This is a genomic window from Alteromonas sp. ASW11-130 (assembly GCF_026183735.1).
GTDB lineage: Bacteria > Pseudomonadota > Gammaproteobacteria > Enterobacterales > Alteromonadaceae > Alteromonas.
Genome location: NZ_JAPFRE010000015.1, coordinates 393,891 through 417,146, shown reverse-complemented (window position 1 = coordinate 417,146; position 23,256 = coordinate 393,891). Strand labels below are relative to the sequence as shown.

Sequence of the window (23,256 nt, the reverse complement as noted above, 5' to 3'; positions counted from 1 at the left end):
AGGGGTTAATTAGGCCTCCAATGGGAGTACATCAGAAAATGTGAGGGGAATAGATGCGACCTAAACGAAGTACCTCGCGGCACTTCGTTGTAAGTGAGTGTTTACTTGATGCGGGTGATAATTAATATGTGGCTGTACAAAGAGGAAACTCTCTACAGATATGACCTGTAACTACAATTGGTCCATCTTTTGGTTTTTTTTCTGCCGTGGTTCCTGATTCAGTTGCAGAAATGTTTAATGAGATAGTTGAAGACAAGGCAAAAAGAACTAACGTTGTTAACTTACGTACGCTATTTTTCATAACTATTTTCCTGCTAATGTTTAATACTAAATGTTTGTAATGGTTTAACTTGAGCTTGGTTAGAGTCAAGTAAATAACTAGATGGCTCAAGCATGCATTAAAACAATAGTCTTGTAACGTGAAAATAGCTTTAAAGTTCCTCGATTTTTCTGAGTTCAATGATTTCGGTGTTTCCAGAGCTTAATACTTCGAAATAACAGATGTTTGCTGATTCTGAACATGATAAATTTTTGGATCTATTCTTCAAATCGATCTTCCAAATTTCACGTTCGTTTCTAAAAGAATAAAGATGTATAGATCGATCGCCTAGAAAAACAAGCAAGTCTTGAGAAACATGCCAATCTTGCAATGCTCGTATGCCTTCAAGATTAGATACTAGTTCTTCAGTATTTGTTTCTAAATCGTATTTCCACAAACCTGTTTCGCGTAATTTTGTAAAATATAATTGGTTATCAACAGATCTAACTGAAAATCCTCTAAATAGAAACTCATGTACTTCGGACACTATATCGTAACGATATATCGACCATAGCTCGTCTTTTTCCAATGCGTATAATAAGAAATTTTCATCAGACGATAACGTGACATTCTTGATATTGTGATTGTCACCTGACAGATACGTCATGTCTTTATCGTCTATATTAAATTTGAAAAGACGATGATTGGACAGTCCAAATATCGAGTTATGCTTTGTTGCCAACAAAATATTTTCTAGAAGGGCGGATTCTACAAAATTAGATATCTGAGTGAGCCCGCTTTCGCCCTGCAACCATATTTGATTTTGTCCTGTGCGATTCGAAACAAAATAAACGCCGTTGTCACTGGCGACTGGTGCTTGATCTTTATAGGGTGTGTCAATAAAAGATACAGGCTTTATTGCAGGATCTTCGGATATAGTAAAACGCCATACTGTGGAATCAAGTATATCTCCCCTACTAGCGTATATTCGCGAATTGCGAACGACAGGGTAATTTAGCGATCGTCGATCGCTGATTGGTTTTGCTTCTTTATTCTCAGATAGGTTATATGCCACTAAACGCTTTTCGAAATCTACATATAAAAGCGTATTTTCGTTTTTCCAGCCGACTCCCAATATCAGATAAGGCAGCGACTGTACGTGGCTTATTTCTTCAGACTGCAAATCGAGCACCATAATATTGGTGCTTTGCCACAAGTGATTGCGAACAACGGCTAATTTTTCTCCATCAGGTGAAAGCGAAAAGGAATAGTCACCCCGACCGGAAGAAGCGGGAGAGCTAATCTGTCTTTCAAATCCTGTTTCCAGATTTAATTTAATGATTTTTAGGGGATCTGCCAACGAATGGGAACGACTGAAAAAAATCGTTTTCCCATCAGCTGAAAAAGCGGTGGTTGTCCATATTCTTGAAAGCCCACAGCTACTAATATATTTATCAGTATGGTTAATGAATCCTGATGTATTTATTTCAATTGTTCTAACCTGGCACTCTTCTTCCGTGCTTTTGATATACACAAGTTTACTGGAATCTGGCGAAAAGCTTGCCGAGTAAGTACTGATACCTGGAGCTGTATTCAGTTTGTAGGATTTGTTGGATACTAGGTTTTTTAAAATAATGGTTTTAGGTTCTGCTAACGATAATTGATGCGTGTATACCATCCATTCATTTGACAGACTCACGTCAAACTCTAATTCGAGACCCGGCTCATAGGTGTAAATATGTAAACCGTCGTAAAACGCCTCGGGTGTACTTTCTGACTGCTTTGTCTGGATGGCGAAATAAATACTAAGAAGAACAGCTGTAAGAATTACAAGAAGCGTGGCAGCCCACCACCATTTTTTCCTCGCGCTAGAGCGAAAGCTATCCGTTTGAAGATTATCACCTGCTTGCCTACCTATTGATGTAGGACTCTCGCTAACTATGTCCTTTGTTACACGGTCTGTTATCGAAGATGCCTTATCAGGTGTATTTACATCAGGTACATTGTGCTTATGGCTGTTTTTCAGGGAGATAATTTCCTGAGGAGAAAGTTCTATAATTTCGGCCTGGCCTACGAAACAATACCCTTTCTTAGGCACCGTTTTGATATAAGTAGGGCCTTGTTTACGACAATTTATTAACTTTCTTAATTCTGCGATGACGGAAGAGATTGTACTGGAATCCCGATGCTCAGTTTTCCATACTTTAAGTAATAGCTCGTCGTAACTTATAGTTTCTCCCGCGTTCATGATTAACGCTTCAAGGCAGCGTGCCAAGCGAGTCTGGAGTACAACTACGTTGCCATCGAAATATATAAGCTCCTGATTCTTGATACAGAAGTACCAATCAGTGCTTCGCACTACCTGCATGTAACTTCCTCAATACCGTACAAACAAATGTGGAGGGGAAACGTGTCTGATACCAATGATTAAAATGTCATTACTCGAACAGTATTTATACCACGTGCTATTTATAACATAAACGCAGGTGAAGTACCTACGTACAAAACGCCGATTCTACGATTTGCAGCGGTATTTTACGATATTCATAAGTAGGAAAAGTAAGGGGATTTTTACTTTAAAAGATCGAGTTCAGTTTAAAACAGTATGTAAAATATTACCCAGACCGGGTAATTATCACAAATATTGCTAACACATTGATAACATGCGTTAATTTCTGGTGGCGTAGAGGTTGTCCGTATGTTTTCTACCGTAAAGCGAGCTAAGTAAGTCACTCAGCCGGTGACGCTTCTATAAATAATGCGGGCTTTTCCCCTTGCTTTACGCTGTTCCACCGAGTTTAAACGCTAAGTGTGATATTTTTACTCATTATTTTGAAATTTTTATATATAAGGTATATCTGGTTATATCAATTATCAAAAAATATACGTCAGTGTTAGCAGCATTGTTATAAGCAAACCAGAGGAATTTACCGATAGCTTTGATAACCTTGCTCGCGCCTGACAACGCTGCTGCTTATAAATCAACACCCGATCCCCCAGCAAATAAATAGATCGCCAAATATATAACACTTTTTTTTATTGTGGCACGCCTAATGCTTTCCATTACATAGAACGAGAACACTTTGTCTTTTCGGAACACAAAAGGAATTCTTAAACTATGAAAAAATTAAATATGATTGCTGTTGCTACAGCATTAACTGCAAGTACTTCTGCATTTGCTGATCCAATGGTTATTCAAGAGTGGTCCTTCACGAACGAAGCTGGCTTCTCTGCATATACCGCAACCGATATGCCTCCAGGTGCGACGAATACCCCAACTTTATCGGGTGATAGCGCAGATGGCGGTGCATCCATTTTATCGGGTGGTTCGCTTCCCGACAACATTTGTTGGGGTGATCCAGCAAATGGTGGTAATAACCAAAGCTGTTTAACTATTAATTCTCCTGTAACAGACAACACGACCGAAAGCTGGAATGAAGACGGCGTGATGGTGGATCTGAACGGTGGTGCTCCACAAGGAAACGCCATGACAGTGGGGATTGACGAAGACTATACAGGTGCCTTTAAACAAGGTACTGCACTTCGTCACAAGAATTTCCCGATTACCGGCCAATTCTTAGACACAATTACCATTACAGATGGTTTGCGCTTAGAAGCTGTTACGCCGGAAGGTACTGTTGTTGATGCTCCTGAGTTAGCCTTTATGGTCGACTTTTGGGAAACGCCTAACCAAGGTTTAGATGCAGACGGCTCTTGTCCGTTCGGTCCTGCAGCGTTTACCGCTGACTCTATAAACTCGAATGGATGTTCAGATTTGTTCGAAATTGTTGGTTTTGATAACAACATGGGCGGCGATCTAAACATTATTGCTCAAGGTCCTGACTACATCGATTTCTCTGTGAAGTTCAAAGTAACAGGTGTAGATGCGTCAATGTATCATAGAGACTACGAGCTAATCACGCGCCTAAGCGGTCTTGACGTTGCGTTCGATGATGGCCGTGGTTTCGCAACACGCGAAAATGGCGTAAACATTCTGAATGCGCAATTTGCTATCCGCGCTGTTGACGCACCAGAACCTTCAACCTTAGCTGTATTTGCTGCTAGCCTATTAGGTCTTGCTGGCTTCTCACGCAGAAAGGTAAGAAAATAATTCGAGTTAGATGACTCAACCACAAGCCGCCCCCTGGGCGGCTTTTTATTTGTTCGACAGAAAATCATGCGCTTTTGCCAGCCCGAACAGGACGTTAATTTCTAGCTTCCTCTTTGCTTTGCCTCAACGTAATGTCAGCGCTGAAGCTATAAAAAAGGCGGTACTCATAAGGCCTACTCCCACATTCCCATGAAATAATCCTCACCACTGATCATTATCAGATATCTTGCCAATAGCACTGCCCGTTAAAATTGAATAGATGTCAGCATTTTTTACAACTAAGTACGACCCGATCGATCAAGTTAGGATAAAATTTATATTAAACAGTGACTTAGATAGTTGGCACGGAGAGTGCTTACATCTAAGTCAGGGGAGTTACTCTCAATTCACAACATTTCAGGTTAGTAGGTAGTAAGTCGTATGAAATCAATCAAGTTAATCGCTGCAGCCGTTGCAGTTTCAGCAAGTACATCATCTTTTGCCGATCCAATGCTTATTCAAGAGTGGTCATTCATTAATGAAGCAGGTTTTCTTTCATTTGAAGCCACCGAGATGCCAGCTGGCGCTACTAATACACCAACATTCTCTGGGAATAGCGCAGACGGTAACCCATCAATTCTTTCAACTGGTGGCTTACCCGATACACTATGTTGGGGTGATGCGATAAATTGGAACCAAAGCTGTTTGGGTATCAATTCACAAGTTACTAACAATACCACACAATCGTGGGATGCTAACGGTAACCTTGTCGATATCAATGGTGGTGAAGCGCAGGGTAACGTTCAAACTGTAGAAATTGACGCAGACTATTCTGACGCATTCAAGCAAGCTACAGCATTACGCCATGACAACTTCCCTATTACAGGGCAGTTTCTAGATAAAGTAATTATTAAAGATGGTATTCGTCTTACCGCAGAATTGCCGATCGGTGTTCAGGTAGATGCGCCAGAGCTAAACTTCTTGATAGATTTCTGGGAAACACCTAATAATGGTTTAGATGCAGACGGTTCTTGTCCTTTCGGGCCAGCTGCACGTACCCCAGGGTCGGTGAATGCATCAGGTTGTTCTGACTTATTCGAACTCGTTGGTATCGAGGGTAGTGAAGGCGGACTGAACGTTATAGGTGGTGGCGCAGACTATATTGATTTTTCTGTAAAATTCAAAGTATCGGGTGTTGATGCTAGCCTGTACCACAGAGACTACGAACTAATTACTCGCTTAAGCGGCTTAGACGTAGCGTTTGACGGCATGGGCTTCGCAACTCGCGAAAACGGTGTCAATATTCTTAACGCTCAATTTGCAGTTCGCGCAATAGATGCGCCAGAACCATCAACATTGGCCATCTTCGCTGCAAGCTTATTAAGTCTTGCTGGCTTCTCTCGCAGAAAAGCGAAGTAAGCTCAGTCAGCTATGAAAAAGCCGCCTTGTCAGGCGGCTTTTTACGTTTCGTCATCCCTACTAATTCCCTTGGTAATAGTGTCGGGCTCCAGGGCCAAGTAGAGCAGGCATCTTTTTTTTAAGAAGTCCACTGATAAAGGTATGCCTGCGCCTTAGGGTCAATGGCACGATGCTTCGATTTATTGAGCGTTACTTCTCTGGGCGTGTCGTATCCATCCTGCAACTTCGTTGTGTTTCGCTCCCCGCAACCTCCGCCAGACTAGCTTAGTAAAAACTGAAAGCGTTTAGCAAAGCAGGTTTATTATGTAACGCACTCGTATATACTTTTTTCCAAAGATTGGTTGTTCTATTCGCCTGTGTATCTTTACCCTTTGTAATGACGCCTAAAGAGGAGGGCTGTCAGGCTGGCCTAACTATCTTTCATACAACTATAGAAAAGTCGCGGATTAGTTCACGAAAGATAGGCGCACATAGATTGGTGTGAACGACATAAAGATATTGCTGAGAGCTGATATAAAGGAGTCAGGCGAGGTGGGGATAATCGCCCGCCCCGCGCATGATTGTTACGTTAGTATACTTATAGAGTAGAGATAACTGCGATATCCTGCCAACTCAACTCAGATAGATGCACAAAAGTGGGAGGTTCGCCAAACGCAGACGTGTTAGTGCTGGTGGCAAAGGAGAAAGCTGCCGCTCGGCAGAAAGTCAAAAATTTCATAGTGTGTCCTGATTTTGGTTGCGGTATAGGCGACAAGTGACAAGTGACAAGTGACAAGGGCCACTACTGAAAATCGACACCTCTATTCGCAAGATAAATAAAAAATACTGTAAGCACGGGTAAGCGGAAATAAAGGTAGGTCATATTTTTTGTTAAATAAATTGAATGTGTATGCAAATTTTCTGTAAAAACCTTCTGGGGCATATGAAGTTTGGTTAACACTAAATTGCGTACTGGCTGAAATGAAACCGTAGGCTACACTTATAAAAAATGTAAACGAAAAGGAGTCTATATGATCGGTAAATCGTATCTAGTGGTTGCAAATCGAAGTGAAGCAAAGATATTTCAAGTTCGTAATAATGCCACCGAACTGGAGCCAGTGACTGTATTAAATAATCGTGACGGGCGGAAATCGGACAGTGATATAGTAACCGACAGGCCGGGCTCTATTTCATCCCCGAGTGCGTTAGTACCTGGCGTAGATACAATGAGTCGAAAAGATGCGGCGGAACATGAAGCTGACGAATTTTCAGCTTCGGTTGTTGAATGGCTGGATAAAAAGCGGTGTTCGGAAAAAATATATCATATCGATTTCATCGCTGAGCCAGCCTTTTTAGGCAAAATGCGTAAAAAGATGAATAGCCAGCTGGAAAAAATTGTGGGTACTACGGTTACTAAAGATGTAGTTAATTCCGATGAATCAACGTGGCTAAATTATATAAAAGAAGCCGAAAACCCAATGGCCACCTCTCGCCCCCATTAACAATTTCCATTTGCATAGACGTTCGCTCGTTTACGAGCTTACGTCTATTAAAGTAATCCCCCTACTTTATACGCTACAACCTTCTGCAATTTAACAAGATGGGGCGGCTCGTAAATCCCATTTATGTACACCATTGGAGTTCACAGCACGCTCTGCCTTGACCAATGCGCCGAAAAAGCGAATAGATTCGAAGGCGTCATATAGACGCGACGACTAATTTTCATTTTTCAGTCACATAAGTTACCTGCATCGATATTATTCTGTCGGTTACTATCATTGCAGTAACGCCAGCCTAGGATAAAAGACGTAACGTTTTTACTATTTAGCCATAGTCTGCTGCGACATGGGACTAAAGCATGAAATGTTAGTAGCACCAACTATTGAGGACGCACTTCTTTTACGCTGAGCCAGGGAGGTGATGAGCGTGGTCGGGTGAGGTGACCGCCTGCCCAGATATGCCATTCAGCCGCTTGAGTATAGCAGAGAGAGTGTGAGCATTACGGTCACTAAGCTTCCCTAAATGCTTAATCATCAATACCTGCGAGCGCATCACCTGGGCAACTTCCACTAAATGGTTGGAGGTGAGGGTGGCGCCTGTCGAAACTAAATCACAAATTGCATCGGCCATACCAATTGAAGGCGCCACCTCGACCGACCCAGTTAATGGGACGATGTCAGCGTGAACATCGTGCAAGTGTAAATACTGTTTGAGTAGCATTGGGTAACTGGTCGCTATCCGACACCCTTGTAAACACGACAAATCGGTAAAGGCAAAGTTAGTGGGTACGGCGATCGATAAGCGACATTGGCCGAATCCCAAATAGCCAAGTGTGGTATAGCCAGCTTTTTGGTTACGTTCTAAACGTTGCAGGCGTTTTTCACAGAGCATATTCTCGCCAGTGACACCAATATCAACATTGCCCTCCATTACTAATGAAGGTATATCACTATTTCGCACCCTAACTACATCGATGGGGTGATTGCTCGAAGTAACCACTAACGTTCGTTCAGAGAATAAAAGATTGATACCCGCTTTCCACAAGAGATGTTGGCATACGTCGCTTAGCCTGCCTGATTTTTGAATGGCAATGCGCAGGTGGGGGTCCGGTTCCACATTATTGTCCTTCATTAAGTATTGTAGGTAAGGCTGACCAGTCATGCTGAGTAAACTGTTCCACCAATTTGTCTAAGCAGGGTTGGAACGCGTGTTGATCAGTGCGTAGAACAGGAAGGTTAAAGCGTTCAGCTAATTCAAAATAGATGGCTAGATAATGCCGGTGCCAACATAGCTTTTCTGCTTGTTCATCCTGGTATTGTGGGCTGTTACTGTGTAGTCGCGTATGCAGTCGCTTCAGCGTTGTATTCAAGTCTATCCAACATAATGTGGTCGGGCACCACAATGTCCACTGTTTAAAAAACGCAGGTTTATCTGCGACAAATGACGCCACTGTGACCCAGCCCCGATCAAGTATCACGGGGGTTGAATCTTTTATGTGGGGACGAATAGCCTTTAAAATCGCGTCGCGGCCAATGGTTACTAATTCATCCACCCGTTTATCATTACCCGCAGAAAGTAAGCGGGCGCCAGTTTCTCCCCCGAAGGGTCGAGCGTAGACGCCACCCACCTGTTTAGCAAGTGCCTGGGCAAGTGAAGTTTTTCCAGCCCCATCATGCCCATCTAATGCGAATACTTTCATCATAAATACTGCTTTAACGTGCGTTATGACTAATACGGATGTAGTACAACATTTCCTCGCTCATCATTTAGCTCAACCCAGAAGTGCTGAGCTTCGCCTGATTGGAGTACTTCTTTAGCGTCGCCTAATAGCTCTAGCTGTCCCTTAGGTGAGACACGAAAACCTCCAGAAGCGTTGGTTTGGGCTAACTCTACTGCGCGGTCTTTCACCGCTACTGATACCTGTGAGCCCTTTCCCTTCTCCATCCTAAGGGACTTTCGAGCAGCTACGGGTAAAGTGATCATACCGGCGGGGGAAATTTTCAGCCGTTTGTTTTTTACTGAGGTTGGTTTGCTTCTTGTTTCCATCATATTCTCCTTATTGAATAGGAATGGGCTGACGGGGATCCTCGATACACTGAGAACCAAACACTAAATCGTAAAGTTGTTGATAACGGATAACTACTTCTTCAGCGCTACCACCTGAGCGCCATACGTCTTTATCTAATGCTTGCGCATTTGCTGATGAGCCATCTCGTACTCGCATGCAGTCTGGGCTTATTTCGCCAAATAGCACCGAGCCACTGCGGTCAATAAAAAAGCAAATATCAACAAGGCGTAAGCCTGCTTTTTCGAATCGTTCCTCGAGCCATAAAAAAGCGTCCCTGGCGACGGCTTTTGCTTTATTGACGTCTTCAATCCACATTGCTGCGTAATCGTCTGGAAGAGGCTCATCTGCTAGTCGATTACCTTTTTCATCTTTTAACGGATGCCGCCAATCAAAACAGACGAGAGGGTTATCAAAGCGCCTCCAGCGTTGCAGTGGTGGCTTACCAAAAGCGGTGTTGTGCTTTTCCATGTACTTGTAGCGATGTAACGGAGAGCCAATGTGATAACGTTTTACTCTGACTTCCAAATTGCAGGTCTGTACTACTTGTTCTGCCAGCAGCGGGCCCTTATCGTCGTGAAGTAAGCCTAAAAATGCTGTACTGATGTGCCTGGCACCGGGAGATAAGGCCATATGGCGAAATACCTGAGCTGAAAATTTAGCTCTGATAGTATCGGTTTCAGGAATAGTACCGTATCGATTGAACGTGTAGGAATAAACAGTGGGAAGTAACCTGGCTAAGGCGATTTTGGGGGTGAGCAACCTTATCTCTTTGCTGTCTCCCAGAACCAGTAATGGGAGTGATTTGAAATCGATGCGTAGCTGAGCTAGGAGCTGACTAAACATATTCGAATCACTTTTTGTTGGATCAACAATGAGTGATTCGTCGCTGGGACCGAGCAGTTCTATTATACCGGAGGGTTTATCCTGTTTTATAAAATCCACGTCTAGCCCAAATTCTGCGCAGGTGCCCAGTAAATAGTCTACTTCAGGTCTCAGTGAAATAGGTTGTTTGGCGATGGTCATGGTTCTGTCCTAAAGGTTGGTGATTCCCTGTTTTTTCGCGCGGTTGCAACGGACATAAGCTGATTAAGTGCACTGAGCACCTTGCCTGTAGCCAGTGAGGACGACGCTAGTGCACCCTGTATGTCACCTTTGCGAGCCTCATCCTGCGCTCGATACATGTCGAAGTCTGTCTGGGAAACGAGCCAATGATTGATTTGGTCTTTGGATAGCCTTTGATTTGTTGCCCCAAGGGTACCTTTAGCCACATTGGCGGGAATTTTTACGAAATATTGATGAAGATTAGTGCGATCTTCCAGCGGTAGACGGGTGGCGCTAAACTGGCGGGCTAGCATACCCAGTTGCTGGCGTTGGCGAATGGCACCAAAACTAAAGTTACGGGCTAACAATTGCGCCTGAGGTTTATGTACAACAGGTGCTTCTCCCCAAATACAGATGCCATAATCAAGCAAATTGTCCCCTGAGAGCTGCTGCATGGTGATGAATTCCTCTATGGAATAAACGCCCATGTTGAGTTCTTTGCCGTTCCAGCGTGGAGAGGTACCTGCCATCTTTTTGAGCACTTCGTCTGAATGTTTCACGATAAGCAAAACATCGATATCCGCATAGTTAGTACTAGACACACTTGAGCCGTAAACAATAACGGCGTGAAGTTGGTGGCCCAACGATTGACGAAGCGCTTTGACAAAACCAAAGCGTTCTGCAATTTCGCTAGGCAATGGCATTGTGCGCATCGTTTTTAGTTGGCCTGTTTGCGGGGCGAGGGTGGCTAATATCACTTTAAACCAGTGGCGCAACGCGAATAGTTTAGATTGGTCGCTCTGTTGGCTACGGACTAGTTCGTTGATTTCGGTATGCAGGTTGAGCGAAGTAAGTGCCGGGATCATGCCTTCATTGGCCAGTCGGCCCGCGTCCCAAAGTTTGTCGAGCTTACTTTCAATCGTGCCTCGGGAGTAGCGATTCTGAATAATGGCTGCACACAAGGTAACTCCCGCCAGAAATTGCGTTGACTCTAACCATAAGCGTGACAGCGAAGTAAAATCATTTGGAAGGTCTGGATCGTGCCAATACAGGGGAGGATACATCGCGTTACCCTTACAAACGGCATGATAAAAACGAGGGTGCAGCAGGGAAGACCAACGCACCATGTGGGGCGTAATAACTTTCGGGTTTTTCAGCCCCTGTGTAGCTGCCCATTTAAGAAGCTGTACGAGTTCCGAAGACGTTACTTCCCGTTCGACCAATAGGTAGGAAATTTCATAAGGCGTTTCGCGCCAGGTGGGAGGACGCACAACTACGCGTTCTTCCATTTCGATATTTATTGGTAACTGCCTGCCCAATGATTTCATTGAGGCTCCTTGGCATCACACATATTTATGGTATAAAAATTATAGTTAAGCAGCATTGATTTTCCACTCACCGCGACATGTTTAATGTTGTGGCAGCTGTGTACCTTGCCTCCTCAACTGACCCGACAAGTATTGAGTAAAGAAGAGTATCGTATTAAATGATAATAATTATCGTTTGCGTTATTGCGTGGGTTGCTCTAAGGTAGTTTTCAGGAGGACACACCATGCAGCTATCATATCTGTGCGCAAAACACGCGGACTGGATTTATAATAACCCCCAGCACGCTACCCATTTTCTTCAACGGGATGAATTACAAGGTGTAATGTTGTTTTATGAAGGGCATTACACGGAGGCAATTCCTTATCTAGGGTGTGCCTTCGACATCGCCGCTATCCTGTTAGAGTTGGAGGAAGATGACAGTTTTCAGTTGCGTGAAAAAATTGAATCGCTCAACTGTTTATTAACCCAAGCCTATGAAATAGTGGGACGCGTCGACTATCAGCAGGCCATTGCGGAACGTACTGGAAGATTATTACAGGCATTAAGATGGCGGGTCAGCTGAGTGACTATAAGACCGCGTTAGTGTCAGATAAGTATTCAGCTCCGCGTTAACGCGCTTATGGTTTGGTATGAAACCAGAAGAAAGATGTATGGCCTTCCTTCTGGTCTAATTATCCGACTATTTTTCTAAAAATGCTTGTTCAATGACAAAGTGCCCTTGCATTCTTGAGGTCGCTTTCGTAAACCCTTTTGATTTAAGCATCTCACTTAAGTCCCTTAACATTTCATCGTTTCCGCACAGCATAAATCTGGCTGTTGCAGGGTTTAAAGCTGGTTGGCACGTAGCATTAATTAGTTCACCAGACTCTAAAAGTGTGGTAATTCGACCGGTGTGAAGGCGGGGAGTGTTACGTTCAGGATGACTAGAGAACAGGTATTCCTCGCGGGTCACGGAGGGATGATAAATCAGCTTTGCCGATACTTCCTCACCAAAGTAAGGGTTATTTGGGAGGTGTTTGAGCAGCTCTTCCTGATACGCTAACTCTGAAACCCAACGCGTACAGTGAACCAGAATAATTTTGTCATATTGTTCGTAAATCAGTGGATCCCGAACAATACTCATAAACGGAGCAAGGCCAGTGCCTGTAGCAAGCAGATACAAATGCTTGCCCGGCAGTAAGTGACCTGGAACCAGCGTTCCGGCAGGTCTGACAGAATGCATTACACTGCTGCCGGGCGTTATATGCTGCAATCGAGACGTTAATGCGCCATCAGGCACTTTTATACTAAAGAATTCAAGTTCATCTGCATAATTGGCGCTGGCAATACTATAGGCGCGAAGTAATGGGCGACCCGCCACCTCCAACCCAACCATCACGAACTGACCACTTTCAAAACGGAAAGAAGGTTCGCGTTTGGTTTTAAAGCTAAATAAGGTGTCATTCCAGTGATGCACTTCGGTAACCGTAGCACTGGCCAAGTTTCTCATTGCATAACTCCACATAGTTTAAAATCAGCGTTAATACAGAGCATCTTTAAACGCACTCTCTCAAAATGCGCATTTCATAAAATGCACCCTTGTCGAAAAGATAAAAATACTACGACTATACAATATCACATAATGCTAATGATAATAATTATCAATTCATGTTTGCGTATCATGAAAACTCGAAGTGAGTAATTTTTTAAAATTTACTCCCCGAGTGAGGAAGCAGAAAAAAGCACTGACTATCACCAAAAGGTTGTTCCGCCAACAAGTAAGACTGCTTACTACTCGGTTATGGCTATCGGTTTTTCCCTCCAAGCTCGCATGAAGGACTTATAAATTTCAATGAAGAAATGATTAACTTTGTAACTTTGTAGCTTTGTGACTTTTTAGATTTTTAACTTTGGGAATAAGTATCGCCTGTTCCAGTATTACTATTTGCATAAAATCTTTAATGCAAATAGTAATGATTATCATTTGATATACTCTTTGAGTTATTTATAATGTGCGCCCATAACTAGAACACTAGAGAATATTATGACTTTGCAGGAAATTTTTGCGCTTTCGCCCATTATGTTGGCGTTTGGAGTGCACGCTCAATTATCAAAAACGACACAAAATAGTACTAGTAACGTGAAGGAAGAGGATGTCGAAGTAATTCGTATCGTTGAAAGCCGTATTCAGCGCTTAAGCTCCGGCGCTACGGGACTTGGTTTAGATAGTTATGAGACCCCCCAGTCTGTATCTATAGTCGAAGATGACACAATCGCTAATTATCAATTAGACGACATAAACAGTTTGTTCGAACATGTCACAGGTATAAATATCGATCGCACTGAAACGGACCGGACCTATTTTAACTCACGCGGTTTCGATATCACTAGCATGCATGTAGACGGATCGGGTGTGCCGTTTGGCGATATTTTTGTAGGTGATATGGATACCGCCATTTATGAAAGAGTCGAATTTATCAGAGGGTCAAACGGTTTGATCACGGGTCTGGGTAACCCGTCAGGTACGGTCAATTATGTACGCAAGCGGCCAGAGAATGACTTTGCAGCCAGGGTAGATCTAACTTATGGCCGTTGGGCAAAAATGCGCGCTGTCGCTGATGTATCCACGCCACTTACCGAATCTGGCACGTGGGCGGCGCGTGCTGTAGTGGTTCATCAGGATAAAGAAAGCTGGTTAAACCTTTACGGAAATAATCGAAACGTAGTGTATGGCGTAGTGGACGGTCAAATTAGCGACACGGTCACGGTCACGGTAGGCTATTCGTTTCACGACAACAATGCTGAAGGCAATACCTGGGGCGCGGTACCGCAAATTTATTCTGATGGGACCCAGGCGGATTTTCCTGCATCGACTACCACTGCAATGAACTGGACGTACTGGGACACGCTAAATCGCAATGCGTTCGCTGAAGTTAGCTGGTTTATTAATGATGACCTCAATTTCACCAGTAAATTAAACCATATCAATTATGAAGAACAGTCCGAACTATTTTACACCTATTGGAATACGGGGCTCGATCGGCAAACGGGTTTAGGCTTACTAGGCTACCCAGGTAAGTTTTCAGCAAAAGATGATACGCTAATTTGGGATAACACCCTTCAGGGAAATTTCAATACCTGGGGCAGAGAGCATACTTTTATTGTAGGGGTAAGCCTGGCTGATGCGCAGACCAGCGATCTTGATTCCGCGGCAATGAGTGGCTTTGACGTGATGCCCGCTTTTGCTGGTTGGACAGGTAACGAAGTGAGTCGACCAGAATGGGCGGCGCCCACTGAAGCTGGGTTTGCAGATATTAAATTAAACCGTTATTACACTGCAATGCAACTGTCCGTATCCGATAGGCTTGACCTGGTATTGGGTGGCAGTTTTATTGATTATGACAACGAAGGGGAAGCTTGGGGCGCGTCTACCTCAACCACTGAGGACGGTACCAGCCCGTACCTTGGTTTTACCTGGGAAGCGATCGACAATGTTAATTTTTACGCAAGCTACAGTGATATCTATCAGCCCCAGTACTACTTAAACGAAGATATTGAGCCATTAGGTTCAGCCTATGGTCGTAGCTATGAAGCGGGAGTGAAGTCACGTTTTGAAAATAACTTTTTAATAAGCCTTGCATTGTTTAGAACGGAACAGGAAAACCTATACGAATTTCTAGGTTATGATGACGGTGATGGCGTAGATGACGAAGACTATTCTGATGACTTCACTTACGCACTGTATCAAGGGATAACCGTTGCTTCAAACGGCTTCGAAGTTGAAGTATCGGGACCACTCAATGATGAATGGTCACTAATAGGCGGGCTTACTGTGCTAAATATGCGTGGTGAAAATGGTAGTGAGGCGCGGACTCATATCCCTCGCAGGACATTTAAACTGCTTGCCGACTACGCACCGCAATGGAATGAAAAGTTAAATGCAGGCGTTTCTGTTCGCTGGCAGAGCGAGGTGTATTCTGAAACAACAGGTTTCGGTAGAATTACCCAAGATAGCTATGGGTTAGTGGGCGGATACGCGAGTTACACCTTCAATCAACAGTTATCGCTACATGTAAATGTTGATAATATTTTAGATGAAACGTATCTGGGCTCGGTGCGGTCAGAGCAAACCTTCGCTGGTTCGCCTACAGATTACAGCGTAACGCTTCGCTGGGACTTCTAATCCTATTATAGTTAGTCCGTTAACACACCCGCCGACGCTCGCTGGGTGTGTTGCAATTCTATTGGCCAATTTGTTCGTTTAAACAGCGCTGTCAACTTCCAAGCTTAACCTCCCCAATGTATCCGATAATGCACCCATCTCGAACAGATTTGTGCGGGTAAACCTTCTCAAAGTTGAATGAGTACAGCGGAGGTTGCATAGGTATCTAATCCGGTTATACTAATTGAGTCTATTTTTCAGGGCAGTCATGAATACAACTCGTCGTTTGTTTACATTGCTGGTGTTAATAACGTTGGGGTTACAAACCATGGTGGCTTCTGCCTTCCCGACGCTGCCTGTCCATGCCATGCAGAGTGACATGTCGACCACGCAGATGCAACATGACAAAATGCCTGATTCTACCGATCATCATTCCTGCGAAAACCATCATCACTTAAAAGCTCACCCATCTTCGGATGACTGTTGTCAGGACGAGTGCGATTGTATGCCCCAGGCATGTGCAAGCGTGTCAGTTTACATCGTTCATTCGCTTTCCATTACAGAAGAACAATCCATTGCCGAACGTTTTATTAACGTAAGCGGTATGGTGCGTAAATCTTCCTCATCCCTGTTTCGACCGCCCATAGCCTAAATTAAAAATCGAAGCGAAACGTCCGGACTGTCTGTTCAGGCTGAATTTAATTGAAGGCAATGTGTTAGCAGTCGCATTTACATATTGCGTGGAGCAATATTATGAGCATTTTCAAAAACGCCCTTACTACCTGGTATAGCATGGGGGTAATATTTATATGTGGTACTTTCTCAACCTCCGCTATTAGTAGCGAAAATACGCTGTCAAATGTCATCGCCCTAGCCATTGCACAGGACCCCTGGTTGCAAGGGAAGCGCTATGAGGAGCAGGCGCTAAAAGAAGAGAGTATTGCCGCTGATACGTTGCCAAACCCCAACGTGTCTATCAACATGATGAACCTACCAGTGGATACGTTTTCCTTTGATCAGGAAGCCATGACACAGTTAATGGTAGGCGTATCACAACCGTTTCCACGGGGGGATACCCTATCGCTAAAACGTGAACAGTTAGATTTAAAAGCCTCACAACTGCCAGTACTGCGGCAAGAACGGATAGCGGCAATCAAAACGATGGTGACGCAACGATGGCTGGAATGGTATCAAGCTCAGCAAACGTTAAATTTAATTGAAGCTGACTCAGCCCTGTTCGAGCAAATGGCGGACATAGTAAGTGCTAACTACTCCTCAGCGTTTGGCAATACCGGCCAGCAAGATGTAGTTCGTGCCCATCTCGAACTGATTCAGCTAGAAGATAGACTGACAGTACAGCGTCAACAGCGGGATGTGGCGTTGGCAGCACTAAATGAGTGGGTCGCTGGAATAGCCCTGTCCCAGTCTCTACCTGAATCATTACCCGAGGTAACGTTGCACAACCCTGATCTGTTAGATCGTAAAAACAAACATTCGCTGCTCGTAGAAGCATTGAATGACCACCCCTCCATCAGGGCCATTGATGTGGAGCAACAGGTGGCAGGAAAGAATATTGAACTGGCCCGACAGCAATATAAACCGCAGTGGGGCATCAATGCCAGCTACGCCTATCGAGATGATAGTAGCGCAATGGAAAGAGCTGATTTCCTCTCAATTGGGGTGACTTTCGACGTACCGCTCTTTCAAGGAGAACGTCAGGATCGACAAGTCTCTGCATCTATTGCAAGAAGTGAAGCAGTAAAAACAAACAAACGTTTAAAGCTGCGCACCATGCTTGCGCAAGTTCAACAGGGCATAGCCCAACTCCGTAATCTTCAGAAAAGACAAGCGCTATATAACGACCAACTACTTAATCAAACAGCTGAACAAGCAGAATTAACACTTACGGCCTACACCAATGATAATGGTGATTTTTCAGAAGTAGTTATGGCGCGCATCGCTCAATTAAATACGCGAATAGCAGCCCTTAATATCGATATTGAAATTTTAAAAGTCAAAAACCAGCTGAATTTTTTCTTTCCAAATAAAATAGAACATCACGTCATGCAGGAGAGCCAATATGAGTAATTCACTACGCACTGCCTTAGCCGTCATAGTTGGGTTGCTTTTAGGCGCCTTACTTACCTATCTATTTGTCACTCCCGAAAGCCAGCATAGCAGCAGCGAGAGTTCGGCGGAGAAAAAACCGCTTTATTGGGTCGCCCCGATGGACGCCAACTATCGTCGCGACAAACCAGGTAAATCTCCGATGGGCATGGACTTGGTGCCCGTTTATGAAGAATCCGATTCATCAGGTGAGCATGGTCCAGGTGCTGTTAAAATTTCGCCGGCGGTGATTAATAATCTGGGAGTACGTACACAACCAGTTACGATGGGGTCACTGAACAATGCCATTCATACGGTGGGTTATGTACAGTACGATCAAGACTCACTATTACACATTCATCCAAGAGTAGAAGGCTGGGTAGAAACACTTTTCGTGAAAGCAGCGGGCAATCCGGTTGAGAAAGACCAGCCGCTTTATACCTTGTATTCTCCGCAACTCGTGAATGCGCAAGAGGAGTTTATTATTGCGCTAAAACGCGGCGATGCACGCTTAATTAGTGCCGCCAGTGAACGACTTCGAGCGTTGCAACTTCCCAACTCTGTTATCAGTGAATTGCGACGAACTCGTGAGGTAAAACACACTATCACCTTTACCGCGCCTCAGTCTGGCGTTGTGGACGACCTTCGGATCGCGGAAGGTTTTTTCATCCAACCTGGCACCACGCTGATGAGTATCGGCCAACTGGAACAGGTATGGGTGGAAGCAGAAATCTTTGAACGAGATGCGCAACTGGTAGAAGTCGGCCTTCCGGTTACGATGACACTCGATTTCATACCTGGGCGAGCCTGGCAGGGTGAAGTGGATTATATTTACCCTTCCCTAAATGTAAAAAATCGCACATTGCGAGTGCGTTTAAAATTCGATAACCCTGATCGCACGTTACAGCCGAATATGTTCGCGCAAGTGACTATCCACGCTGAAACCGATGAACAAACCATGCTGGTACCTAAGTCTTCAGTGATTCGCACGGGTAAACAGTCTCGCGTTGTAGTGGCGTTAGGAGAAGGGATGTTCAAGTCCGTAGCGGTGGAAACGGGCCGCGTCGATAGCTCCCATGTGGAAATTCTTTCAGGATTGATGCAGGACGACGAAGTGGTTACGTCGGCCCAGTTTTTGATTGATTCCGAGTCCAGTATATCGTCTGACTTTGCCCGTATGTCACCTGATGACAAGCCCTCATCGGTATGGGCTGAAGGAAAGGTAAACCGTGTTATGAAAGGCCACAGAATGGCTAACATTACCCATAAACCCGTTAAAGAATGGGATTGGCCTGAAATGACGATGGATTTTACTGTTGCTGAATCGGTTGATATGAATAAGCTGGCGAATGCTGATTCACTGCATTTTGAAATGACAAAAACAGCTCAGGGCGACTATCTGATAACAGATATTCATGTAATGACGCAAAAAGACAGTAGTGCTAATCAAGCTACTGTCACCGGTAAAATCAATAGTATTGATCGGGATAGTCGTGTTCTCAATATCAGCCGCGGCCCAATAGAAAAGTGGAATCGCGGCCCTGCTACCATGGATTTCGTAGCCGCAGAAGATCTTGATTTGACAGGGCTTCAAGAAGGTCAGGAGATTGAGTTTACGTTTGAGGTCGGCGATGAATTTATCATTATCGATATCAAATCACTTCCGCAAATACAGATGGAACATAGCCAGCATAATATGCAGCAAAGTAATGAGGATATATTATGATTGGTGCCATCATTCACTGGTCAATTGCAAATCGTTTTTTTGTCTTACTGGCAACGTTATTTTTGGTATTGGGCGGTATTTACTCGCTTAAAAATACGCCGGTTGATGCCATCCCTGATTTATCGGACGTTCAGGTCATTATTAAAACTAATTACCCTGGTCAGGCGCCGCAAGTGGTGCAAGATCAGGTGACCTACCCACTAACTACGGCGATGTTGTCAGTGCCAGGTGCTAAAACAGTGCGTGGATTTTCATTTTTTGGTGATAGCTTCGTGTATGTCATCTTCGATGAAGACACCGATTTATATTGGGCGCGAAGTCGTGTACTGGAGTACTTAAGCCAGGTTGCACCTTCTTTGCCTGAAAATGCCCGCCCGCAACTTGGTCCAGATGCAACGGGCGTGGGCTGGGTGTATCTGTATGCCTTGGTAGATAAAACAGGTCAGCACGACATTAGTCAGTTACGCAGTATTCAAGACTGGTTTTTAAAATATGAACTGCAAACGGTAGCCGGAGTTTCCGAAGTGGCCCCGGTAGGGGGAATGGTGCGTCAATACCAGGTGCAAGTGTCACCTAACAAATTGCGCGCTTACAACATTCCGTTAAGTCTCGTCCAAACCGCGCTTAAACTGGGGAATCAGGAAACCGGTGCATCCGTTATAGAAATGGCAGAAGCCGAGTATATGGTTACTGCATCAGGTTATATCAAAAGCATTGCTGATATCGAGTCCATACCATTAGGAATTAATAACCAAGGAACCCCACTCAGTATTGGGGATATCGCGGATGTGTCTGTTGGTCCACAAATGCGCCGAGGCGTAGCCGAACTTAATGGCGAGGGCGAAACAGTAGGCGGCATTGTTGTTATGCGCTTCGGAGAAAATGCACAAGACACAATCGATGGTGTAAAAGCAAAATTAAAACAACTGGAAAAAGGGCTACCCCCTGGGGTAGAAATTGTCACTGTCTATGACCGTTCAGGGCTAATAGGTGACGCCGTTGATAATTTATGGTCAAAACTGGCGGAAGAATTTTTAGTGGTAATGGTGGTGTGTGTGGTGTTTTTATTCCACGTACGCTCTTCATTAGTCGCAGTGATCAGCTTACCGATTGGTATTTTAGCGGCATTTATTGTCATGCACATGCAGGGGATAAACGCCAACATCATGTCGCTGGGCGGGATTGCCATTGCTATCGGGGCAATGATCGACGGTGCCATTGTCATGATAGAAAATATGCATAAGCATATGGAAAAAACGCCGCTCACGCCAGAAAATCGCTGGCAGGTGGTGGCAAAAGCCACTAGCGAAGTAGGGCCTGCATTATTTTTCTCTTTGCTTATTATTACGGTCTCTTTCCTACCGGTATTTACGTTGGAAGCGCAGGAAGGACGCATGTTCTCGCCGCTGGCATTTACTAAAACTTACGCCATGGCGGCGGCCGCAGCGCTATCAATAACCCTTGTGCCCGTGTTAATGGGTTATTTTGTTCGAGGGAAAGTGCTGCCCGAACACAAGAACCCGGTTAACCGTATGCTCATTGCGCTATATATGCCCGCATTGCGCACTGTATTGCGATTTCCGAAGATGACCGTCTTATTGGCGATACTGGTTACTGCATTAAGCGCATGGCCAATAAGTAAAATTGGCAGTGAGTTTATTCCAGATTTGGATGAAGGTGACCTGATGTATATGCCCACAACCTATCCGGGCATTTCGATTGGTAAAGCGCGCGAGCTCCTTCAGCAAACAGATAAATTGATAAAAACGTTGCCCGAGGTGGAAACGGTATTTGGTAAAGTGGGTAGAGCAGAAACGGCGACTGATCCTGCCCCCCTCACCATGATTGAAACATTCATTCAGCTTAAGCCGCGTTCCGAATGGAGAGAAGGGGTTACGACCGAAAGCTTAAAGCAGGAGCTTGATGCTTTGGTGAATTTCCCGGGCTTAACTAACGCTTGGGTTATGCCCATTAAAACCCGCATTGATATGCTGGCGACAGGAATCAAAACGCCAGTGGGAATCAAAGTGGCGGGCCCAGAATTAAGCGTTATCCAGTCTATTGGTCAGCAGCTGGAAAAGGTAATGAAAGAGGTGCCAGGAACCGCGTCGGTTTATTCTGAACGAGTGGCGGGGGGCCGCTATTTACGTGTTGATATAGATCGTCTCAAAGCAGCGAGGTTTGGTTTAAATATTGCCGATGTGCAACAAGTCGTCGCTACTGCTGTGGGCGGCATGAATGTAACCCAAACCGTTGAAGGACTGGAACGTTATCCGGTGAATTTACGTTACCCTCAGGATTATCGAGACTCTCCCGAAACATTAGCGCGGCTGCCGATTGTGATGCCAAGCGAAGCGCGTATTGCGTTAGGTGACGTAGCGAGAGTTTATATTGAAGATGGTCCGCCGGGCATAAAAAGCGAAAACGCGCGTATTAACGGTTGGGTGTTCGTAGATATTGAAAACGTAGATGTGGGTAGCTACGTAGAAAGGGCGCAGACAGCAGTCTCACAGCATATCGATTTGCCACCGGGCTATTCAATTAACTGGTCGGGTCAATATGAGTACATGCAACGCGCCAAGGCAAAGCTACAATATGTGGTGCCGCTGACGCTAGCCATTATCATTGTTTTACTTTACCTGAACTTCCGTAGTTTTAGTGAAGTGGCCATTGTTATTGGCACCTTGCCGTTGGCGTTGGTGGGGAGTGTTTGGTTAATGTATTTCGAACAGTTCAACTTCTCTGTCGCGGTAGGGGTGGGCTTTATCGCGTTAGCCGGAGTGGCTGTTGAAATTGGTGTGTTGATGCTGGTTTATCTTAATCAGAGCTGTGCAGAACTGACTTCTCGTAGCGCTACCCCATCATTAGATGCGCTAAAAAAAGCCATTGAAGAAGGTGCAGGGTTGCGAGTGCGACCAGTGATGATGACCTCACTTTCGATCATTATAGGCTTATTACCAGTGATGTATGGCGGCGGTGCCGGCTCAGAGGTTATGAGCCGCATTGCAGCACCAATGGTGGGCGGAACCTTAAGTGCGCTGGTACTAACGTTACTTGTATTACCCGCTGTATACCTGCTGTGGAAAAAAACTACGCATGGACTCGACCGAAGGTTTGACCATTGATTTTACTCACCCAGGTACAAAAGTATTGTTAGGAGCGGGCTCTGGTATGGCCCCGCTTCGCGCGATCATCCATTCGTTGTTAGCTGATGGGACTTCCGCTCCAGTCTACTTTTTCTATGGTGCGCGCACAGAAGAAGATCTATTGTATTTTGATGAGTTCACTGGCTTGCAGAAACAGCAAGAAAACTTTCGCTACTATCCTGTATTGTCGCAGCCCTCAGAAAGCTGGTTAGGCCAGGCTGGCTATGCGCAAGATGCCATGTTTAAAATGCGATCAAAAATTGATGCCTTTGGTCAAGCACAACTCTATTTGTGCGGACCCCAAAACATGATGCAACAAACGATTCATCGTCTTCGCACTGCTGGTGTAAATACGAACCATATTTTCTGGGATACGTTTGGGCAGCCAATAGCAACAGAACGTGATTAACCATGCAACGTTGAGAAGGGACCAGTGTAATTATAGGTGCTTT

At 44.6% G+C, this 23,256-nt stretch carries 19 protein-coding genes; 10 read left to right on the top strand and 9 right to left on the bottom strand.

What is annotated here, in order from left to right; translation table 11 throughout:
• Positions 1-121: 121 nt before the first annotated feature.
• Entirely contained in the window at positions 122-301 is a 180-nt protein-coding gene (locus tag OPS28_RS04930; RefSeq protein WP_265608330.1) for a hypothetical protein, read from the bottom strand.
• 130 nt (positions 302-431) lie between these two features.
• Positions 432-2,627 (bottom strand): winged helix-turn-helix domain-containing protein, encoded by a 2,196-nt coding sequence (locus OPS28_RS04925; RefSeq protein WP_265608329.1) that lies wholly within the window; start codon positions 2,625-2,627, stop codon positions 432-434.
• A 750-nt stretch (positions 2,628-3,377) separates the two neighbouring features.
• On the opposite strand from OPS28_RS04925, the gene OPS28_RS04920 reads away from it, so the two are divergent.
• A complete protein-coding gene (locus OPS28_RS04920; protein ID WP_265608328.1) occupies positions 3,378-4,370 on the top strand; it encodes a THxN family PEP-CTERM protein in 993 nt (330 codons plus the stop codon).
• Between the two features lie 420 nt (positions 4,371-4,790).
• The gene (locus OPS28_RS04915; RefSeq protein ID WP_265608327.1) at positions 4,791-5,768 is read left to right on the top strand and encodes a THxN family PEP-CTERM protein; all 978 of its coding nucleotides are present in this window, start codon (positions 4,791-4,793) and stop codon (positions 5,766-5,768) included.
• A gap of 577 nt (positions 5,769-6,345) precedes the next feature.
• Here the strand turns inward: OPS28_RS04915 and OPS28_RS04910 are convergent.
• Positions 6,346-6,486: a hypothetical protein gene (locus OPS28_RS04910; protein ID WP_265608326.1), complete on the bottom strand. Its 141-nt coding sequence runs from the start codon at positions 6,484-6,486 to the stop codon at positions 6,346-6,348.
• Between the two features lie 292 nt (positions 6,487-6,778).
• Between OPS28_RS04910 and OPS28_RS04905 the strand changes: the two genes are divergently transcribed.
• Positions 6,779-7,249, top strand: a complete 471-nt coding sequence (locus tag OPS28_RS04905) for a host attachment protein (RefSeq protein ID WP_265608325.1) — start codon at positions 6,779-6,781, stop codon at positions 7,247-7,249.
• Positions 7,250-7,646: 397 nt separating this feature from the next.
• Here OPS28_RS04905 and hisG read toward each other — a convergent pair whose 3' ends face one another.
• Genes hisG through OPS28_RS04880 form a run of 5 tightly spaced genes read right to left on the bottom strand, consistent with a single transcriptional unit; the run spans position 7,647 to position 11,684 of the window.
• Positions 7,647-8,363, bottom strand: a complete 717-nt coding sequence (gene hisG, locus OPS28_RS04900; protein WP_265608324.1) for an ATP phosphoribosyltransferase — start codon at positions 8,361-8,363, stop codon at positions 7,647-7,649.
• Between the two features lies 1 nt (position 8,364).
• Positions 8,365-8,949 (bottom strand): hypothetical protein, encoded by a 585-nt coding sequence (locus OPS28_RS04895; RefSeq protein ID WP_265608323.1) that lies wholly within the window; start codon positions 8,947-8,949, stop codon positions 8,365-8,367.
• Between the two features lie 26 nt (positions 8,950-8,975).
• A complete protein-coding gene (locus tag OPS28_RS04890; protein ID WP_265608322.1) occupies positions 8,976-9,296 on the bottom strand; it encodes a hypothetical protein in 321 nt (106 codons plus the stop codon).
• A 7-nt stretch (positions 9,297-9,303) separates the two neighbouring features.
• Positions 9,304-10,338, bottom strand: coding sequence for a phosphoribosylaminoimidazolesuccinocarboxamide synthase (locus OPS28_RS04885; protein WP_265608321.1), 1,035 nt, complete (start codon positions 10,336-10,338; stop codon positions 9,304-9,306).
• Positions 10,335-11,684 (bottom strand): hypothetical protein, encoded by a 1,350-nt coding sequence (locus tag OPS28_RS04880; RefSeq protein ID WP_265608320.1) that lies wholly within the window; start codon positions 11,682-11,684, stop codon positions 10,335-10,337. Before OPS28_RS04880 ends, OPS28_RS04885 begins: the two co-directional genes overlap by 4 nt.
• 224 nt (positions 11,685-11,908) lie before the next feature.
• On the opposite strand from OPS28_RS04880, the gene OPS28_RS04875 reads away from it, so the two are divergent.
• Complete coding sequence (locus OPS28_RS04875) at positions 11,909-12,247, top strand: hypothetical protein (RefSeq protein WP_265608319.1); 339 nt, start codon at positions 11,909-11,911, stop codon at positions 12,245-12,247.
• 117 nt (positions 12,248-12,364) lie between these two features.
• Here the strand turns inward: OPS28_RS04875 and OPS28_RS04870 are convergent, their stop codons facing one another.
• Positions 12,365-13,174, bottom strand: a complete 810-nt coding sequence (locus OPS28_RS04870; RefSeq protein WP_265608318.1) for a ferredoxin--NADP reductase — start codon at positions 13,172-13,174, stop codon at positions 12,365-12,367.
• A 534-nt stretch (positions 13,175-13,708) separates the two neighbouring features.
• Here OPS28_RS04870 and OPS28_RS04865 point away from each other — a divergent pair.
• The 6 genes from OPS28_RS04865 (at position 13,709) to OPS28_RS04840 (ending at position 23,213) form a co-directional block, all read left to right on the top strand.
• Positions 13,709-15,847: a TonB-dependent siderophore receptor gene (locus tag OPS28_RS04865; RefSeq protein WP_265608317.1), complete on the top strand. Its 2,139-nt coding sequence runs from the start codon at positions 13,709-13,711 to the stop codon at positions 15,845-15,847.
• A 247-nt stretch (positions 15,848-16,094) separates the two neighbouring features.
• Positions 16,095-16,478: a CopL family metal-binding regulatory protein gene (locus OPS28_RS04860; RefSeq protein WP_265608316.1), complete on the top strand. Its 384-nt coding sequence runs from the start codon at positions 16,095-16,097 to the stop codon at positions 16,476-16,478.
• Between the two features lie 101 nt (positions 16,479-16,579).
• Positions 16,580-17,914 (top strand): TolC family protein, encoded by a 1,335-nt coding sequence (locus tag OPS28_RS04855; protein WP_265608315.1) that lies wholly within the window; start codon positions 16,580-16,582, stop codon positions 17,912-17,914.
• Positions 17,907-19,658: an efflux RND transporter periplasmic adaptor subunit gene (locus OPS28_RS04850; RefSeq protein ID WP_265608314.1), complete on the top strand. Its 1,752-nt coding sequence runs from the start codon at positions 17,907-17,909 to the stop codon at positions 19,656-19,658. Before OPS28_RS04855 ends, OPS28_RS04850 begins: the two co-directional genes overlap by 8 nt.
• A complete protein-coding gene (locus tag OPS28_RS04845; protein ID WP_265608313.1) occupies positions 19,655-22,783 on the top strand; it encodes an efflux RND transporter permease subunit in 3,129 nt (1,042 codons plus the stop codon). The genes OPS28_RS04850 and OPS28_RS04845 overlap by 4 nt, the downstream gene beginning before the upstream one ends.
• Positions 22,755-23,213, top strand: a complete 459-nt coding sequence (locus OPS28_RS04840) for a hypothetical protein (protein WP_265608312.1) — start codon at positions 22,755-22,757, stop codon at positions 23,211-23,213. The genes OPS28_RS04845 and OPS28_RS04840 overlap by 29 nt, the downstream gene beginning before the upstream one ends.
• The last annotated feature ends 43 nt before the right edge of the window (positions 23,214-23,256 follow it).

What these genes read in the sequence shown, in the direction of transcription:
- OPS28_RS04855 (WP_265608315.1), top strand. Translation starts at nt 16,580, where the DNA reads ATGAGCATTTTCAAAAACGCCCTTACTACCTGGTATAGCATGGGGGTA.
- OPS28_RS04910 (WP_265608326.1), bottom strand. Translation starts at nt 6,486, where the DNA reads ATGAAATTTTTGACTTTCTGCCGAGCGGCAGCTTTCTCCTTTGCCACC.
- OPS28_RS04880 (WP_265608320.1), bottom strand. Translation starts at nt 11,684, where the DNA reads ATGAAATCATTGGGCAGGCAGTTACCAATAAATATCGAAATGGAAGAA.
- OPS28_RS04845 (WP_265608313.1), top strand. Translation starts at nt 19,655, where the DNA reads ATGATTGGTGCCATCATTCACTGGTCAATTGCAAATCGTTTTTTTGTC.
- OPS28_RS04885 (WP_265608321.1), bottom strand. Translation starts at nt 10,338, where the DNA reads ATGACCATCGCCAAACAACCTATTTCACTGAGACCTGAAGTAGACTAT.
- OPS28_RS04895 (WP_265608323.1), bottom strand. Translation starts at nt 8,949, where the DNA reads ATGATGAAAGTATTCGCATTAGATGGGCATGATGGGGCTGGAAAAACT.
- OPS28_RS04890 (WP_265608322.1), bottom strand. Translation starts at nt 9,296, where the DNA reads ATGATGGAAACAAGAAGCAAACCAACCTCAGTAAAAAACAAACGGCTG.
- OPS28_RS04925 (WP_265608329.1), bottom strand. Translation starts at nt 2,627, where the DNA reads ATGCAGGTAGTGCGAAGCACTGATTGGTACTTCTGTATCAAGAATCAG.
- OPS28_RS04905 (WP_265608325.1), top strand. Translation starts at nt 6,779, where the DNA reads ATGATCGGTAAATCGTATCTAGTGGTTGCAAATCGAAGTGAAGCAAAG.
- OPS28_RS04860 (WP_265608316.1), top strand. Translation starts at nt 16,095, where the DNA reads ATGAATACAACTCGTCGTTTGTTTACATTGCTGGTGTTAATAACGTTG.
- OPS28_RS04915 (WP_265608327.1), top strand. Translation starts at nt 4,791, where the DNA reads ATGAAATCAATCAAGTTAATCGCTGCAGCCGTTGCAGTTTCAGCAAGT.
- OPS28_RS04870 (WP_265608318.1), bottom strand. Translation starts at nt 13,174, where the DNA reads ATGAGAAACTTGGCCAGTGCTACGGTTACCGAAGTGCATCACTGGAAT.
- OPS28_RS04875 (WP_265608319.1), top strand. Translation starts at nt 11,909, where the DNA reads ATGCAGCTATCATATCTGTGCGCAAAACACGCGGACTGGATTTATAAT.
- OPS28_RS04930 (WP_265608330.1), bottom strand. Translation starts at nt 301, where the DNA reads ATGAAAAATAGCGTACGTAAGTTAACAACGTTAGTTCTTTTTGCCTTG.
- OPS28_RS04920 (WP_265608328.1), top strand. Translation starts at nt 3,378, where the DNA reads ATGAAAAAATTAAATATGATTGCTGTTGCTACAGCATTAACTGCAAGT.
- OPS28_RS04840 (WP_265608312.1), top strand. Translation starts at nt 22,755, where the DNA reads ATGGACTCGACCGAAGGTTTGACCATTGATTTTACTCACCCAGGTACA.
- OPS28_RS04850 (WP_265608314.1), top strand. Translation starts at nt 17,907, where the DNA reads ATGAGTAATTCACTACGCACTGCCTTAGCCGTCATAGTTGGGTTGCTT.
- OPS28_RS04865 (WP_265608317.1), top strand. Translation starts at nt 13,709, where the DNA reads ATGACTTTGCAGGAAATTTTTGCGCTTTCGCCCATTATGTTGGCGTTT.